The following is a 15,734-nucleotide window of genomic DNA, read 5'->3' on the forward strand; positions in this document are numbered from 1 at the left end:
AGTAAACATTCCTAACAGTAAAGAGCCCTGCCGACCAAAAGTCGGCGGCCCGCACCCCGGACGGGACGCGGGCCGCGCTCGGCAGCGGACCGTCAGGCCGTGCGCGCCACCCCGATCGGGCAGGTCAGGCCGTTCGGGCCGTGGTTGCAGTAGCCGCCCGGGTTCTTCGCGTCGGACAGGTACTGCTGGTGGTAGTCCTCGGCGTAGAAGTACGTGCCGAGCTTGGCGATCTCGGTGGTGATCGCGCCGTAGCCGGCCTGGGTCGCCACCGGCTGGAACAGCTCGCGGCTCTGCTGCGCCACCCGCTGCTGCTCGTCGGTCGTCGTGTAGATCGCCGAGCGGTACTGAGTGCCCACGTCGTTGCCCTGGCGCATGCCCTGGGTCGGGTCGTGGTTCTCCCAGAACGCCTTCAGCAGCTGCTCGTAGGAGACCTTCGCCGGGTCGTGGACGACCTGGACCACCTCGGCGTGGCCGGTGCCGCCCGAGCAGACCTCCTCGTACGTCGGGTTCGGCGAGACGCCGCCCGCGTAGCCCACCGAGGTCGAGTAGACCCCCGGCAGGCGCCAGAAGATGCGCTCGGCGCCCCAGAAGCAGCCCATCCCGAACACGGCGACCTGGTGGCCGGCCGGCCAGGGGCCCCGCAGCGGGGTGCCCAGGACGGTGTGCCGGTCGGCGACGGGCATCTCGACGCTGCGGCCGGGCAGCGCGTTGTCGACGGTGACCAGCTCGACCTTCTTGTTGCGCAAGAACATGCGACTCTTCCCTTCGTCCGCTGGTTGCAACACCGGCCGCGGTCCAAGTCTTACCCGCCGGCCAGGACCGCCGCGATGCGTTCCGCGTACCCGGTGGCCTCGGCGTCGTCGGCGTAGCGCGTGCGCGGCCAGAAGAACCCGCGCAGCCCGTCGCCCTTCGTCCGGGGGACGACGTGGGCGTGCAGGTGCGGCACCGACTGCGACACCACGTTGTTCATCGCCACGAACGTGCCCTGGGCGCCCAGGGCGTCCGGTACCGCCGCCGCCAGCCGCCGGACCAGGGCGAAGAACCCCGGCAGCAGCTCGCCCGGCAGGCCGGGCAGGTCGTCGACGTGCGGGCGCGGCACCACCAGCACGTGGCCCTTGAAGACCGGGCGGATGTCGAGGAAGGCGACCCCGTCCGGGGTGTCCGCCACCCGGAAGGCGGGCACCCCGCCCGCCACCACGCCGCAGAACAAGCAACCAGCCATCGGGGGAGACTAGCCTCGAACCATGACGTACGGCTTCGACACACTCGCCATCCACGCCGGTCAGGAACCGGAGGCGCGTACCGGCTCGGTCGTGCCGCCGATCTACCAGACCAGCACGTACGCGCAGGACGCCGTCGGGGCGCCCCGGGAGGGCTACGAGTACAGCCGCTCCGGCAACCCGACCCGCGACGCGCTGCAGGAGTGCCTGCGGGCGCTGGAGGGCGGGCAGCGGGCCCTCACGTTCGCCAGCGGCCTGGCCGCCGAGGACACCCTGCTGCGGGCGCTGTGCCGGCCGGGCGACCACGTCCTCATCCCGGACGACGCGTACGGCGGCACGTTCCGGCTGTTCAGCAAGGTCGCCGAGAAGTGGGGCATCGACTGGACGGCCGCGCCGCTGGGCGACCTCGACGCCGTGCGGGCGGCGTTCCGCCCCGACCACACCCGGCTGATCTGGGCCGAGACGCCCACCAACCCGCTGCTCGGCATCGCCGACATCGCCGCGCTGGCCACCCTCGCGCACGAGTACGACGGCATGCTCGTCGTCGACAACACGTTCGCGTCGCCGTACCTGCAGCAGCCGATCGCGCACGGCGCCGACGTGGTGGTCCACTCCACCACCAAATACCTGGGCGGGCACTCCGACGTGGTCGGCGGCGCGCTGATCGCCGCGGCCGCCGGCATCGGCGAGGACCTGGCCTTCCACCAGAACGCGATGGGCGCCGTCAACGGCCCGTTCGACGCGTGGCTGACCCTGCGCGGCATCCGCACCCTCGGCGTGCGGATGGACCGGCACTGCCGCAATGCCGAGCGGGTCGTGGAGTACCTGGCGCAGCACGAGGCCGTGGCGCAGGTGCTGTACCCGGGCCTGGAGTCGCACCCCGGCCACGAGACCGCCGCGAAGCAGATGTCGGCGTACGGCGGCATGATCTCGTTCCGCGCCGCGGGCGGCCCCGAGCAGGCCGTGCGCATCTGCAACAGCACCAAGGTGTTCACCCTCGCCGAGTCGCTCGGCGGGGTCGAGTCGCTCATCGAGCACCCCGGGCAGATGACACACCTGAGCGCCGCGGGCTCGCCGCTTGAAGTGCCCGCCGATCTCGTGCGACTGTCTGTCGGCATCGAGTCCGTGGACGACCTGCTCGCCGACCTGGAGCAGGCGCTGGGCTGAGCTCGGGAGGTAACCGTGGCAGACCTCGTGTCGACCTGGGTGGGCGCGACGGCCAAGCAGATCGCCCGCGGGGTGCGCCGCGGCGACGTCTCCGCCACGTCCGTCGTCGCCGACCACCTCGAGCACATCGGGGTCTTCGACGCCGAGCTGGCGGCGTTCCGCACCGTGCGCGGCGGCGAGGCCATCGTGGAGGCCGAGAAGGTCGACGAGCAGGACGACCTGGCGAACCTGCCGCTCGCCGGGGTGCCGGTCGCGGTCAAGGAGAACACCGCCGTGGCCGGCCTGCCGATCCTCAACGGCTCCGCCGCGGCCGCCACCGCCGTCGCCGAGGAGGACGACGAGGTGGTGCGGCGGCTGCGCGGCGCCGGCGCCGTCGTGCTCGGCACCACCCGCATGCCCGAGATGGGCCTGTGGGCGGTCACCGACGACCCGGACGGCCCCACCCGCAACCCGTGGGACACCGACCGCACGCCCGGCGGTTCGTCCGGGGGCGCCGCCGCCGCGGTCGCCGCCGGGCTGGTGCCGCTGGCGCACGGCAACGACGGGCTCGGCTCCATCCGCATCCCGGCCGCCTGCTGCGGGCTCGTCGGGCTCAAGCCGGGCCGCGGCGTCGTGCCGTGCAAGCTGGGCGTGGAGAACTGGTTCGACCTGACCGAGCACGGCATGCTCGCCACCACCGTCGCCGACGCCGCCATCGGCTTCGCCGTGCTGGCCGGCCGGCGGCCGGAGAAGCTGGTGCCGCCGTCGGGGCTGCGGGTCGCCGTGTCGCTGCGCTCGCCGGTCAACGGCATCCGCCCGGACGAGCCGAACCGGCAGGCCGTCGCCACCGCGGCCAAGCTGCTCGTCGGCGCCGGGCACAGCGCGATCACCGCCGACCCCGTCTACCCGGCGAAGCTCGGCCTCGCCGGGCTCGCCACCTGGTTCGCCGCCGCCTACCGCGAGTCCGCCCAGCTCGACGTCCGCGCCCTGCAGCCCCGCACCCGCCGGCACATCCGGGCCGGCCGGTGGGCGTGGAACCGCGGCATGGTCCGCGAGAGCGACCGGGCCGGCTGGCGCGAGCGCTCGATCGGGTTCTTCACCGACCGCGCCGTCGACCTGCTGCTCACCCCCGCGCTGGCCGCCACCCCGCCGCGCGCCGAGGGCTGGGCCGGCGGCTCGTGGCGGACCAACCTGCTCGGCTCGATGCGCTACGCCCCGTACGCGGCGCCGTGGAACATCGCCGGCCTGCCGTCGATCGTGGTGCCCGTCGGCATCCGCCCGGACGGCCTGCCGCTCGCCGTGCAGCTGACCGGGCCCCCCGGCTCGGAGCTGACCCTGCTCGGCGTCGCCGGCCAGTTCGAGATGGCCAACCCGTGGCCGCGGCACGCCCCCGGCTGGCCGCGGGTGTCGGCGGCGCTGTAACGACGGGACTGCGCGCGGGCGCGCCCATCGCCTACATTCCCGTGAGCATTCACGACCACGGGGGTTCCACACCATGTTCTGCCGGTCCTGCGGCTCCACGCTGCCCGTGGGCGCGTGGGCGTGCCCGCGCTGCGCCGCGCCCGTCTCCTACACGCCTGCCCGCGCGGCGTACCCGGTGCGCACGCTCGGCACCGTCGTCGCCGCCGCCCTGGCGGTGGCCGTCGCGCTGCAGGCGGTGTCGTTCGCCGGGACACTCGCGGTGTGGATCGCCGCGTCGTCCGGCGCCGGCCCCGGCACCCTCGACACGTTCCTGTTCGCCGAGGGGCTGGCGGCCCTGCCGGTCCTCGTCGTCATGCTCGTCACCGGCGTCCTCGTGATCGTGTGGACGTACCGGGTGGTCACCAACGCGGAGCACCAGTACCGGTACGCCGACACCCCGATCGGCGGCGGCTGGGCGATCGCCGGCTGGCTGGTGCCGATCGCCAACCTGTTCGTGCCGTACCGGGCGGTCGCCGGCGCGGCCCGCACCACCTTCCAGAGCGCCACCACCCCCGCCCTGCTGAAGTGGTGGTGGGCGGCGTGGCTGCTTGCCCAGCCCGTCGAGTCCGTGGCCGCCGCGGCGGCCGGCGAGCCCACCGCGCACGCCTACCGCGGCGCCGTGCTCGGCGCGGCCGTCGCGCTGGGGCTCTACGCCGCCGCCGGCGCCTGCCTGGCCGTCATGGTGCGGCGGATCAGCGCCGCGCAGGACGCCCACACCGCCGGGGCGGTCCCGCTGCTGACACCCGGCACGACCGTGCCGCCGCCGCCCCCGCCGGGTGCGACGATCGGGGCATGACTGAAGCCGTACCGGCCGACCTGCTGACCCTCGCCGACATCGAGGCGGCACGGGAGGTCCTCACCGGGGTCGTGCGCGTCACGCCGATGGAGCGGTCCCGGCCGCTGTCCGCCGTGCTCGACGACGTCCCCGCCTGGCTGAAGCTGGAGAACCTCCAGCGGGCCGGGTCGTACAAGGTCCGCGGCGCGTACCTGCGCATCTCGCGGCTCACCGACGCCGAGCGCGCCCGCGGCGTGGTCGCCGCCAGCGCCGGCAACCACGCCCAGGGGGTGGCGCTCGCCGCCGGCCTGCTCGGGGCGCGGGCCACCGTCTTCATGCCGGAGGGGGCGCCGCTGCCGAAGGTCGCGGCCACCCGCGGCTACGGCGCCGAGATCGAGTACGCGGGCAGCACCGTCGACGACGCGCTGGTGGCGGCGCAGGCGTTCGCCGAGCGCACCGGCGCGACGCTGATCCACCCGTTCGACCACCGCGACATCATCGCCGGGCAGGGCACCGTCGGCCTGGAGATCATCGACCAGTGCCCCGAGGTGGAGACCGTCGTCGTCGGCATCGGCGGGGGCGGGCTGGTCAGCGGCCTGGCCGTCGCCGTGAAGGCCCTCAAGCCGGGGGTGCGGATCATCGGCGTGCAGGCCGCCGGGGCGGCGTCGTTCCCGCCGTCGCTGGCCGCCGGGCACCCGCTGAAGCTGCCCACGATGACGACCATCGCCGACGGCATCGCGGTCGGCTGCCCCGGCGAGCTGACCTACGCGCACGTCGCGGCGCTCGTCGACGACATCGTGACGGTCACCGACGAGGACATCTCGCAGGCGCTGCTGACCGTGCTGGAACGCCACAAGCTGGTCGTCGAGCCGGCCGGCTCGGTGGCCATCGCCGCCCTGCTCAGCGGCGCGGCCAAGGTGGACACCCCGGTGGTGGCGGTGCTGTCGGGCGGCAACATCGACCCGATGCTGCTGCTGCGCGTCATCGAGCACGGCCTGTCCGCGGCCGGCCGGTTCCTGCGGCTCACCGTGCGCTGCGCCGACCGCCCGGGCGAGCTGGCCCGGCTGCTGAGCCGGCTGTCGGAGCTGCAGGCCAACGTCGTCGACGTCGAGCACTCGCGGCAGCACCCGGGGCTGGAGTTCGGCGAGGTCGAGGTGGCGCTCAGCGTCGAGACCCGCGGGCCGGACCACTCGGTGGTGCTCATCGGCGCCCTGCGCGAGGCCGGCTACCGGGTCACGGCCAACACGGGCGCCTGATGCGGCGAGGTCCCGCCGGCACCGGCCGGCGGGACCTCGGATCGCACGCGTCAGGCGCCGTACGGCTCGAACTTCACGACGGTGACCTTGATGTCGGCGCCGCTGGGGGCCGTGTACGTCACGGTCTGGCCGGCGCGGCTGCCGAGGATGGCCTTGCCGAGCGCCGACTCCGGGCTGTAGACGGTGAGGTCCGTGGTCGCGGAGATCTCGCGCGAGCCCAGCAGGAACGTCTCGGTGTCGGAGGCGTCGTCGTCGAAGTAGATGGTGACGACGGTGCCCGGCGCGACCTCGTCGGCCGTCGGCGCCTCGCCGACCTGGGCGGTGCGCAGCAGCTCCTTGAGGTAGAGGATGCGGCCCTCCGCCTTGCCCTGCTCCTCACGCGCGGCGTGGTAGCCGCCGTTCTCGCGCAGGTCGCCCTCCTCGCGGCGGGCGTTGATCTCCGCGGCGATGACGGGGCGGTTGGCGATCATCTCGTCGAGCTCGGCCTGCAGCCGGTCGTACGCGTCCTGGGAGAGCCAGGTCTGCGGCTCGGACTTGGACACGGGGGCTCCTCGGGGGACGGGCGGGCGATTGGATCGAATCACCAACCTTACCAGCGGCCCGGTAGTCGCCCGGCGACCGAACGGGGTCAGCCGGCGGCCCGGCAGGCGACGACCTCGCCGATGAACGGCCGCGCGGTGGTGGGCACGACGTGCCGGGCGACGGCCCGGCGCTCGCCGGGCTCGGCGGTGACGACGACCCGGGTGCGCCCCACGTCGGCGCCGTCGTACGAGCGGGCGCGCAGCCCGCACTCGGCCGACCCGCCCGGCGGCACGGTGACGCGGAAGTCGACCGTGACGGACGTGTCGGTGATGCCGGTGTAGCGGATCACCTCGGCGTCGTACACCGGGTCGCCGAACTGGGTGTACATCCGCCAGCCGACCCCCACGCCGGCGAGCGCGACCAGCGCCACCAGCGCGGGCAGCAGCCAGCGGCGGGCCGTGCGCGGCGCGCGGCGGCGGCCGTAGCGGCCCGGCGGGAATACCGGGGCTGTGGCGGGTGTCTCGGTCACCGGAGGCCCGTCCGTGCGGTTGTTTGTCGGTGGGGTCGGCCAGAATGGCGCACGACCCATCTTCGCAGCCCGCGGGATGTACGCTGCGCCGGGTCCGATGGAGGAGAAGCAGTGGCTGAGCAGTTGCGCCTCATGGCGGTGCACGCGCACCCCGACGACGAGTCGAGCAAGGGTGCCGCGGCGACCGCGCGGTACGTGGCCGAGGGAGTGCGGGTCCTGGTGGCGACCTGCACGGGTGGCGAGCGCGGCAGCGTGCTCAACCCGAAGCTCGACCGCCCCGAGGTGTGGGAGAACATCAGCGAGATCCGCCGCGCCGAGATGGACGAGGCGCGGGCGATCCTCGGCGTCGAGCAGGCGTGGCTCGGCTTCGTCGACTCCGGCCTGCCCGAGGGCGACCCGCTGCCCCCGCTGCCCGACGGCTGCTTCGGCCTGGTCGACCCGATCGAGGGCGCGCTGCCGCTGGTCAAGCTCATCCGCGAGTTCCGGCCGCAGGTCATCACGACCTACGACGAGAACGGCGGCTACCCGCACCCCGACCACATCATGTGCCACAAGATCAGCGTCGTGGCGTTCGACGCCGCCGCCGACCCCGACTTCCACCCCGAGCTGGGCGAGCCGTGGCAGCCGCTGAAGCTGTACTACAACGCCGGCTGGACGAAGGCGCGCATGCTCGCCCTGCACGAGGGCATGCTCGCCGAGGGCCTGGAGTCGCCGTACGCGGAGATGCTGGAGAAGTGGGCGGACCGCGAGGACCGCGGCGACCGCGTCACCACCCGGGTCGAGTGCGGCGAGTACTTCGAGGTGCGCGACGACGCGCTGCGCGCCCACGCCACCCAGGTCGACCCGGACGGCTTCTGGTTCCACGTGCCGCTGGAGCTGCAGCGCCGGGTGTGGCCCACGGAGGACTTCGAGCTGGCCCGCTCGCTGGTCGACAGCCCGCTGCCGGAGTCCGACCTGTTCGCCGGCGTGCGGGAGACCGCGCACGCCCGGTGACGCGCGGCGGCGTACCGTGGAGGCCATGACCGACCTGCTGGCCGTGAACAACTTCGGGGACACCCGCGAGGGCTCCCTGATGGGTCCCATGGGCCTGTTCATCATCGTTCTCATGGCGGTCGCGACGGTGCTGCTCATCCGCAACATGAACGCGCGGCTGCGCCGCCTGCCCGACCGCTTCCCCGTCGACGAGCCGCCCGCGGCGCCCGACGACGCGAGCGCGCTCGACGAGCCGTCCGCGGAGGCCCCCGCGGAGCCCAGCGCCGAGGAGCGTGCGCGGCGGACGGGCAGCTGACGGCCCCGTCCGCCAATTCACCCACTCGGATCTTCAGCGACGATTGACGCCCAAAGCCATCCGTCAAGACCTGTTGTGGACAGGCGGATTGGCTTAGCCTTCCCGCCGGGGGCACCACAACGTGCTCGACCCTGCGCGGAAAGGGGTTGCCAGCGATGTCGACGTATCGCCACCGCCCCTTGACCGTCCGTCACGTCCGGCGGTGCCGGTGACGCCCGGCCCGCGGCGCGCCCCGGAATCCGCGGTGTCGCCCGGCGCGTACGCCGCCGCCTTCCTCGGCGCGGCGATCGGCCTGGCGGTGCTGCTCGCCGTGCTCGCCGGCGGCCAGGAACCCGCGTGGCTGCTGCTGCTCGTGCCCGCCGCCTGGCTGCTGTGGGACGCCCGCGCGCGCACCCGGCGCGCCGCCGCCGACGCCCGCGCCCTCGACGCCGCCCTGCGCGCCGCCCGCGACCTGCTGGAGGCCCGCGACGACCTCGACGCCGTCGCCGCCGCGGGCGCGCGCGACCTGCTCGGCGCCGAACGCGCCGAGGTGGCCGCCGCGATCACCGCCGACGACGACCCGGCCGCCCTGCGCGCCGGGCCGCTCGCCGTCTGGCTGCCGCGCCAGCGCACCGGCACGCCGCGCGAGCAGGAGGTGCTGACGGCGTACGCCGGCACGGTCGCCGCGGCCGCCCGCAACGCCGGGGCGTTCGCCCGGCTCTCCGCCGACGTCGCCGCGGCCGCCGAGCGGGAGGGCCGCGACGCCCTCACCGGGCTGCCGCACCGCGCCGCCCTGCACCGCGCCGCCGCCGGGCTGCTCGCCGGGCTGGACCGCAGCCGGCCGGTGGCGCTGCTGCTGTTCGACGTGGACGACTTCGCCGCCGTCAACCGCGCCCTCGGCCACTGCGGCGGCGACGCGCTGCTGCAGCGGCTCGCCACCCGGCTGCGCGACGGCCTGCGCGAGGGCGACCTGGCCGCGCGCACCGGCGACGACGAGTTCGTCGTGCTCGTGCCCGACGTGCCCGTCCTCGGCGACTCCGCCGCCCTGGGCGCCCTGGGCGCCGCCGGGTCGCCGTTGCCGCAGGCCCTGCGCCGCGCCCGCGAGCTGCAGTCCCAGCTGGTCCGGCCCGCCGAGATCCGCGGCTTCGAGCTGGTCCCGCGCGTCTCCGCCGGGGTGGTCGTCGGCGCGGCCGGCGCGGTCGACCTGTCCGAGCTGCTGCGCCGCGGCAAGGTCGCCCTGGCCGAGGCCAAGGCGCAGGGCGGCGGCGTGGTCGCCTACGACCGGCACCGCGACCCCGGCGGCACCGACCACCTCGTGCTGCTCGCCGAGCTGCGCGCCGCCCTCGCCGCCGGCGACCAGGTCGTCGTCGAGCTGCAGCCCGAGGTCGACCTCGGCACGGGCGTGCCCACCGGCGTCGAGGCGCTCACCCGCTGGCTGCACCCCCGGCTGGGCAAGCTCGGCCCGTCGGCGTTCGTCCCCGCCGTCGAGCACAGCGACCTGCTCGGCCCGTTCACCCGGCACGTGCTCGACCGGTCGCTGGCCGTCGCGGCGGCCTGGGCGGCCGACGGCGTCGACGTGCCCGTCTCGGTCAACCTGTCGGCCCGCAGCCTGCTCGACCCGACGCTGCCCGCCCAGATCGGCGAGGCGCTGCGCCGGCACCGCGTCCCCGCCGGCCGGCTCGTCCTGGAGATCACCGAGACCGTCCAGGTGGCGGCCACCCCGGTCGTCGACGAGGTCCTCGCCGGGCTGCGCAGCCTCGGCGTGCAGCTGTCCGTCGACGACTTCGGCACCGGCTTCTCCACCTACGAGCTGCTCGCCCGCGTCGCCGTCGACGAGCTCAAGGTGGACCGCGCGTTCGTCGGCCGGATGACCGAGTCGCCGGAGGCGCTGGCGATCGTGCGCAGCACCGTCGAGCTGGGTCGCCTGCTCGGCGTGCGGGTCGTCGCCGAGGGCGTCGAGACCGCCGACCAGCGCGCCGCCCTGACCGAGATGGGCTGCACCCACGCCCAGGGCTACCTGTTCTGCCAGCCGCTGCCCGCCGACCGCATCGGCGCCAAGCTGCTCGAACTCGGCGAGGTCAGCCCCGCCCGGATCGTCCCCCTGCGGGCCGACGGGGCCTCCTGACCCCTCCCGATGCTCTGCACGATGGGGCGCTCGCACCGGTCCCGGGTGCCGATAACGTCTGTCGATCACCCGGGAGTGCGCCGCTCAAGACAGGAAACCCAACGATGAGCCTTCTTCGGACCCGCCGCGCCGCGGCAGCCGTGGCCGCCGCGATGACCACGGTCCTGCTGGCCGCCGAGCCGGCATCGGCGGCGGTCGCGCTGGGCGACAACGCGACCGTGACCGGCAGCAACCCCGAAACATACGCGTTCTCGACCACGCGAAGGGTCTGGGCGGCAGTGGGTGTGCGGAGCAACCCCGGAAGTGACCACGACCTGACGATCCGCGACGCGAACGGCCGTCTCCTGAGCTGGAGCCTGGACTTCGCCCCGGTCGTCGACTTCGTCGCGATCAACTCCACTGTCGCCCCGCTCGCCGCGTACCAGGCTGTGGTATCCCGGTACAGCGGCGCCGGGTCGTACGACATCCACCTGGCGCAGGGCCACGGCACCATCAGGAGCGACATCGTGACCGGCATGTCGGCCGGCGGCTCCCGGCGACCGCTGGGTATCGCCGACATCGAGTTGAAGAAGGACCAGAAGCTCGCCCTGTTCGTCGACAAGGTCGTCCATGCGGACGGCACCATCGGGGCGCGTCCCGGCGACTTCGGCTTCTTCCTCATGGCGCCCGGCGCCGGCACCGTGCTCAACCGCACCCAGGCGATGGCGCCGGCGCTGAGCCTGGAGACCGGCAACCAGTGGTGCAAGCGGTACGTCGCGCCGAAGGCCGGGCGGTACGCGATCGTCATGACCAACAACCGGACCGACAACCGGCCGCTGCTGCGCATCGACCCGACCGGTGCCGGCGATACGACCACGTGCCCCGGCTGACCGGGCTCGCGCGCTCTCGTGACGAGGTCAGAGCTCGCAGCTGAGCGCGTCGACGAACGCGCCCCTGCAGGTGTCCTCACCGCCGTTGCCGATGACCTCCTGGCGCCGCCTCGGCCACCAGACGGTGCTGCCGGCATCGAGCAGATCGTTCTGCGCGCCGCCCGCCATCCGGTCCCGGCCGTCCTGGCCGTAGAAGACGACCGGAGCGCTCGAGCTGTTGCCGTCGAGCTGGTCTCCGCCGGTGCCGCCGTAGACGGTCACGGCGATGTAGCCGGCTCCCTCCAGTTCCGGGAGGTGGGGGTACGACGCGAGGGCCACGTGCCGGTCAGCGAGGTCGCCGAGCTTGACGACGACATTGATGTTGTGTTCCGGCTGTCCCGTGCACCGCACCTTCCGATCGGTGATGGACGTGCACATGGTCGCAGCCGACGGGTCGACCTCGATCTTCGCCGCCTCGTCCGTCAGGAGCAGAATCGGGTCGAGGGTGCCCTGGGTCGACGAGTCGTTGGCCACGCCGGCGCCGGCGGTGAAGACGAGGACGCCCTTGTCGGTCAGGGTGAGCCGCCCGGCATTGGGCTCCGCGGCGGCGTGGGCCTGAGTGGCGGCGACAGAACCGGCGGCGGCCACGCACGCGGCGGCGCCGAGCAGAAGGGACCGGCGAAGGATCGACATGGTGCTCCTTGGTGACCAGGACGACGTCGGGCCGCGCCAGCTCACCACGCCGCACCGCCGTTCCTGATGACCGAAGACGCAGACATCCAGGCAGTTCGGCGACTGATCGGCACCGTCGGCAGCCGCCACGACACGCGTGTCCAGGGGCTCGCGCCCGGCAGCCGGTGTGGCAGGGTGGATGTATGAATCGGCTGGGTAGCGCCACATCGCCCTACCTGCTCCAGCACGCCGACAACCCGGTCGACTGGTGGCCGTGGTGCGACGAGGCGTTCGCCGAGGCGCGCCGCCGGGACGTGCCCGTGCTCATCTCCGTCGGGTACGCCGCCTGCCACTGGTGCCACGTGATGGCCCACGAGTCCTTCGAGGACGAGGGGATCGCGGCGCAGCTCAACGCGGGCTTCGTCGCCGTCAAGGTGGACCGGGAGGAGCGCCCCGACGTCGACGCCGTCTACATGACCGCCACGCAGGCCATGACCGGCCAGGGCGGGTGGCCGATGACGGTGTTCGCCACGCCCGGCGGCGAGCCGTTCTTCTGCGGCACGTACTTCCCGCGGCAGAACTTCGCGAAGCTGCTCGACTCCGTCACCACCGCCTGGACCGAGCAGCGCGACGCGGTGCTGCGCCAGGGCGCCGCGGTGGTCGAGGCGGTCGGCGGGGCGCAGGCCGTCGGCGGGCCCACGGCGCCGGTCGCCGCGGAGCTGCTCGACGCGGCCGTCGCCCGGCTCGCGCAGGAACAGGACCGGCGGCACGGCGGGTTCGGCGGCGCGCCCAAGTTCCCGCCGCACCTCGACCTGCTGTTCCTGCTGCGGCACCACCGGCGCACCGGCTCGCCCGAGGCGCTGGAGATGGTGCGGCACACCGTCGAGCGGATGGCCCGCGGCGGCATCTACGACCAGCTCGCGGGCGGGTTCGCCCGGTACGCGGTGGACGACACGTGGACCGTGCCGCACTTCGAGAAGATGCTCTACGACAACGCGCTGCTGCTGCGTGTGTGCACCGAGCTGTGGCACGCCACCGGCGACCCGCTGGCCCGGCGCGTCGCCGACGAGACCGCCACCTTCCTGCTCCGCGACCTGGCCACCCCGGCGGGCGGCCTGGCGTCGGCGCTGGACGCCGACACCGACGGCGTCGAGGGGCTGACGTACGCGTTCACCCCGGCAGAGCTGGCCGACGCGCTCGGCCCCGCCGACGCCGCGTTCGCCGCCGACCTGTTCGGCGTGACCGAGGCCGGCACGTTCGAGCACGGAAAGAGCGTGCTGGTGCTCGCCCGCGACATCGACGACGCCGCCCCCACCGTGCGGGAGCAGTGGCAGGACGTGCGGGCCCGGCTGCTCGCGTACCGCGACGCGCGCCCGCAGCCCGCCCGCGACGACAAGGTGGTGGCCGCCTGGAACGGGCTGGCGATCACCGCGCTGGCCCGGCACGGGCGGCTCACCGGGTCGCACGCGTCGGCGTTCGCCGCGGTCGCCCTCGCCGAGGTGCTCGCCGGGCGGCACATCGTGGACGGCCGGCTGCGCCGGGTCTCCCGCGACGGCGTGACGGGCGAGCCCGCCGGCGTGCTGGAGGACTACGGCTGCGTCGCCGAGGCGTTCTGCGCGGTGCACGAGACGACCGGCGACGGGCGCTGGCTGGAGCTGGCCGGGGAGCTGCTGGAGGTGGCGCTCACCCGGTTCGGCAACGGCAAGGGCGGCTTCTACGACACCGCCGACGACGCGGAACGGCTGGTGGCGCGGCCCGCCGACCCGACCGACAACGCGACCCCGTCCGGGCTGGCGTCGGTGTGCGCGGCGCTGGTGGCGTACTCGGCGCTGGCCGGCACGACCCGGCACCGGGAGGCCGCCGACGCGGCCCTGCAGACGGTGGCGCCGCTGATCGGCTCGCACCCCCGCTTCGCCGGCTACGCGGCCGTGGTGGCGGAGGCGCTGGTCAGCGGGCCGTACGAGATCGCCGTGGTCACCCCCCGCCCGGCGGACGAGCCGCTGCTGGCGGCGGCGCTGCGGCACGCCCCGCCGGGCGCGGTGGTGGTGGCCGGGGCGCCGGACGCCCCGGGCGTGCCGCTGCTGGCCGGCCGGTCGTACCTGGGCGGCGAGCCGGCCGCGTACGTGTGCCGCGGCTTCGTCTGCGACCGCCCCGTGACGGACGTCGCGGACCTCGTGGCGGCCCTGGGCGGCGCGCCCGGCTAGGCTGCTGGCCGAGATGGATACCCGAACCGGTCTGCCCGTTGTCGGCATGGTGGGTGGCGGCCAGCTGGCCCGGATGACCCACCAGGCCGCGATCGCCCTCGGCCAGTCGCTGCGCGTGCTGGCCACCTCACCCGACGACGGCGCCGCGCTGGTCGCCGCCGACGTCCGCATCGGCCACCACACCGACCTGGCGGCGCTGCGCGAGTTCGCGAAGGGCTGCGACGCGGTCACCTTCGACCACGAGCACGTGCCCACCGAGCACATCCGGGCCCTCGAGGCCGAGGGCGTCAAGGTCCACCCCGGGTCGGCGGCGCTGCTGTTCGCCCAGGACAAGGGCCGGATGCGCGAGCGCCTCGCCGAGCTGGGCGCCCCCGTGCCGCGCTGGCGGGCGGTGCGCGCGGCCGCCGACATCGCCGCGTTCGCCGCCGGGACCGGCTGGCCGGTCATCGCCAAGGCCACCCGCGGCGGGTACGACGGCCGCGGCGTCTTCGTGCTGCGCACCCCCGAGGCGGCCGAGGAGCTGGTCGCCACCGGCACGCCGCTCATCGTCGAGGAGCTGGTGCCGCTGCGCCGCGAGCTGGCCGCCCTGGTGGCGCGCTCGCCGTTCGGGCAGGTGGCGGCGTACCCGGTGGTGGAGACCGTGCAGCGCGACGGCATCTGCGTCGAGGTGCTCGCGCCCGCCCCGGGCCTGGCCGAGGAACGCGCGCTCGCCGCGGAGCAACTCGCCATCGACCTGGCGACCGCGCTCGGCGTGGTCGGCCTGCTGGCGGTCGAGCTGTTCGAGACCGACGCCGGCCTGATCGTCAACGAGCTGGCGATGCGCCCGCACAACTCCGGCCACTGGACGATCGAGGGCGCCCGCACGTCGCAGTTCGAGCAGCACCTGCGGGCCGTGCTCGACTACCCGATGGGCGACACGTCGCTGACCGCCCCGGCCGTCGTGATGGCGAACGTGCTCGGCGGCGCGCCCGGCGGCATCGGCATCGACGAGCGGCTGCACCACCTGTTCGCGGAGGACCCGGGCGCCCGGGTGCACCTGTACGGCAAGCAGGTCCGGCCCGGCCGCAAGATCGGCCACGTGACGGTCTGCGGCGACGACATGACCTCGGTGCGGGCCCGGGCGGCCCGCGCCGCGCAGTGGCTCCAGGAGGGCGCGTAGTGGCACCGCAGGTCGGCGTGATCATGGGCAGCGACTCGGACTGGCCGACGATGCAGGCGGCCGCCGAGGCCCTCGCCGAGTTCGGCGTCGAGTACGAGGTCGCCGTGGTGTCGGCGCACCGCACGGTGCAGAAGATGGTCGACTACGCCCGCTCGGCGGCCGGCCGCGGGCTGCGCGTCATCATCACCGGCGCCGGCGGCGCGGCGCACCTGCCCGGCATGGTGGCGTCCATGACCCCGCTGCCGGTCATCGGCGTGCCGGTGCCGCTGAAGTACCTGGACGGCATGGACTCGCTGCTCAGCATCGTGCAGATGCCGGCGGGCGTGCCCGTGGCGACGGTGGCGATCGGCAACGCCCGCAACGCCGGCCTGCTCGCGGTGCGCATCTTGGGCGCGGGCGACGAGGCGCTGCGCGACCGGATGGCGGCGTTCCAGGCCGACCTGGCCGCCATGGTGGAGGAGAAGGACGCCGCGCTGCAGAAGCGGATCGCCGAGGGCGGCTAGGTGTAGTGCCCATGACCGTTGTTGACAGCGGCGTGGTGACTTGAACG

At 74.5% G+C, this 15,734-nt stretch carries 16 protein-coding genes; 11 read left to right on the forward strand and 5 right to left on the reverse strand.

Translation table 11 applies throughout. From position 1 onward, the window contains the following. Positions 1-92 precede the first annotated feature (92 nt). On the reverse strand, positions 93-752 hold the full coding sequence (gene msrA / locus Sya03_RS18435; protein WP_203939538.1) for a peptide-methionine (S)-S-oxide reductase MsrA: 660 nt from the start codon (positions 750-752) through the stop codon (positions 93-95). Positions 753-802: 50 nt separating this feature from the next. After that, positions 803-1,222 (reverse strand): HIT family protein, encoded by a 420-nt coding sequence (locus Sya03_RS18440; protein ID WP_203939539.1) that lies wholly within the window; start codon positions 1,220-1,222, stop codon positions 803-805. A gap of 22 nt (positions 1,223-1,244) precedes the next feature. On the opposite strand from Sya03_RS18440, the gene Sya03_RS18445 reads away from it, so the two are divergent. The 4 genes from Sya03_RS18445 (at position 1,245) to ilvA (ending at position 5,858) form a co-directional block, all read left to right on the forward strand. Next, a complete protein-coding gene (locus Sya03_RS18445; RefSeq protein ID WP_203939540.1) occupies positions 1,245-2,387 on the forward strand; it encodes a cystathionine gamma-synthase in 1,143 nt (380 codons plus the stop codon). A gap of 15 nt (positions 2,388-2,402) precedes the next feature. After that, the gene (locus Sya03_RS18450) at positions 2,403-3,788 is read left to right on the forward strand and encodes an amidase (protein ID WP_203939541.1); all 1,386 of its coding nucleotides are present in this window, start codon (positions 2,403-2,405) and stop codon (positions 3,786-3,788) included. A 73-nt stretch (positions 3,789-3,861) separates the two neighbouring features. Then, on the forward strand, positions 3,862-4,623 hold the full coding sequence (locus Sya03_RS18455; protein WP_203939542.1) for a DUF4328 domain-containing protein: 762 nt from the start codon (positions 3,862-3,864) through the stop codon (positions 4,621-4,623). Then, complete coding sequence (ilvA, locus tag Sya03_RS18460) at positions 4,620-5,858, forward strand: threonine ammonia-lyase (protein ID WP_203939543.1); 1,239 nt, start codon at positions 4,620-4,622, stop codon at positions 5,856-5,858. The genes Sya03_RS18455 and ilvA overlap by 4 nt, the downstream gene beginning before the upstream one ends. Before the next feature lie 50 nt (positions 5,859-5,908). Here the strand turns inward: ilvA and greA are convergent, their stop codons facing one another. Both greA and Sya03_RS18470 read right to left on the reverse strand, forming a co-directional pair. Further along, positions 5,909-6,400 (reverse strand): transcription elongation factor GreA, encoded by a 492-nt coding sequence (gene greA / locus Sya03_RS18465; RefSeq protein ID WP_203939544.1) that lies wholly within the window; start codon positions 6,398-6,400, stop codon positions 5,909-5,911. 86 nt (positions 6,401-6,486) lie between these two features. After that, on the reverse strand, positions 6,487-6,909 hold the full coding sequence (locus Sya03_RS18470) for a DUF4307 domain-containing protein (protein ID WP_203939545.1): 423 nt from the start codon (positions 6,907-6,909) through the stop codon (positions 6,487-6,489). A gap of 111 nt (positions 6,910-7,020) precedes the next feature. On the opposite strand from Sya03_RS18470, the gene mca reads away from it, so the two are divergent. The 4 genes from mca (at position 7,021) to Sya03_RS18490 (ending at position 11,170) form a co-directional block, all read left to right on the forward strand. Then, positions 7,021-7,902, forward strand: coding sequence for a mycothiol conjugate amidase Mca (gene mca, locus Sya03_RS18475; protein ID WP_203939546.1), 882 nt, complete (start codon positions 7,021-7,023; stop codon positions 7,900-7,902). Between the two features lie 25 nt (positions 7,903-7,927). Next, complete coding sequence (locus Sya03_RS18480; RefSeq protein WP_203939547.1) at positions 7,928-8,197, forward strand: hypothetical protein; 270 nt, start codon at positions 7,928-7,930, stop codon at positions 8,195-8,197. Between the two features lie 202 nt (positions 8,198-8,399). Next, entirely contained in the window at positions 8,400-10,301 is a 1,902-nt protein-coding gene (locus Sya03_RS18485; RefSeq protein ID WP_239107646.1) for a putative bifunctional diguanylate cyclase/phosphodiesterase, read from the forward strand. Between the two features lie 104 nt (positions 10,302-10,405). Further along, a complete protein-coding gene (locus Sya03_RS18490; RefSeq protein WP_203939549.1) occupies positions 10,406-11,170 on the forward strand; it encodes a hypothetical protein in 765 nt (254 codons plus the stop codon). Between the two features lie 27 nt (positions 11,171-11,197). Here Sya03_RS18490 and Sya03_RS18495 read toward each other — a convergent pair whose 3' ends face one another. Then, the gene (locus tag Sya03_RS18495; protein ID WP_203939550.1) at positions 11,198-11,971 is read right to left on the reverse strand and encodes a hypothetical protein; all 774 of its coding nucleotides are present in this window, start codon (positions 11,969-11,971) and stop codon (positions 11,198-11,200) included. Positions 11,972-12,024: 53 nt separating this feature from the next. Between Sya03_RS18495 and Sya03_RS18500 the strand changes: the two genes are divergently transcribed. The 3 genes from Sya03_RS18500 to purE are packed head-to-tail and all read left to right on the forward strand — an operon-like array spanning position 12,025 to position 15,687. Then, positions 12,025-14,025 (forward strand): thioredoxin domain-containing protein, encoded by a 2,001-nt coding sequence (locus Sya03_RS18500; protein ID WP_203939551.1) that lies wholly within the window; start codon positions 12,025-12,027, stop codon positions 14,023-14,025. A gap of 13 nt (positions 14,026-14,038) precedes the next feature. Further along, positions 14,039-15,184, forward strand: coding sequence for a 5-(carboxyamino)imidazole ribonucleotide synthase (locus Sya03_RS18505; RefSeq protein ID WP_203939552.1), 1,146 nt, complete (start codon positions 14,039-14,041; stop codon positions 15,182-15,184). Then, on the forward strand, positions 15,184-15,687 hold the full coding sequence (gene purE / locus Sya03_RS18510) for a 5-(carboxyamino)imidazole ribonucleotide mutase (RefSeq protein WP_275411457.1): 504 nt from the start codon (positions 15,184-15,186) through the stop codon (positions 15,685-15,687). Before Sya03_RS18505 ends, purE begins: the two co-directional genes overlap by 1 nt. The last annotated feature ends 47 nt before the right edge of the window (positions 15,688-15,734 follow it).

The organism is Spirilliplanes yamanashiensis (genome assembly GCF_016863475.1).
Taxonomy (GTDB): domain Bacteria; phylum Actinomycetota; class Actinomycetes; order Mycobacteriales; family Micromonosporaceae; genus Spirilliplanes; species Spirilliplanes yamanashiensis.

Bases quoted from the DNA above. Each gene is read 5' to 3' on its own strand.
- msrA (WP_203939538.1), bottom strand. From the start codon at position 752: ATGTTCTTGCGCAACAAGAAGGTCGAGCTGGTCACCGTCGACAACGCG.
- Sya03_RS18440 (WP_203939539.1), bottom strand. From the start codon at position 1,222: ATGGCTGGTTGCTTGTTCTGCGGCGTGGTGGCGGGCGGGGTGCCCGCC.
- Sya03_RS18445 (WP_203939540.1), top strand. From the start codon at position 1,245: ATGACGTACGGCTTCGACACACTCGCCATCCACGCCGGTCAGGAACCG.
- Sya03_RS18455 (WP_203939542.1), top strand. From the start codon at position 3,862: ATGTTCTGCCGGTCCTGCGGCTCCACGCTGCCCGTGGGCGCGTGGGCG.
- ilvA (WP_203939543.1), top strand. From the start codon at position 4,620: ATGACTGAAGCCGTACCGGCCGACCTGCTGACCCTCGCCGACATCGAG.
- Sya03_RS18480 (WP_203939547.1), top strand. From the start codon at position 7,928: ATGACCGACCTGCTGGCCGTGAACAACTTCGGGGACACCCGCGAGGGC.
- Sya03_RS18490 (WP_203939549.1), top strand. From the start codon at position 10,406: ATGAGCCTTCTTCGGACCCGCCGCGCCGCGGCAGCCGTGGCCGCCGCG.
- Sya03_RS18500 (WP_203939551.1), top strand. From the start codon at position 12,025: ATGAATCGGCTGGGTAGCGCCACATCGCCCTACCTGCTCCAGCACGCC.
- Sya03_RS18505 (WP_203939552.1), top strand. From the start codon at position 14,039: ATGGATACCCGAACCGGTCTGCCCGTTGTCGGCATGGTGGGTGGCGGC.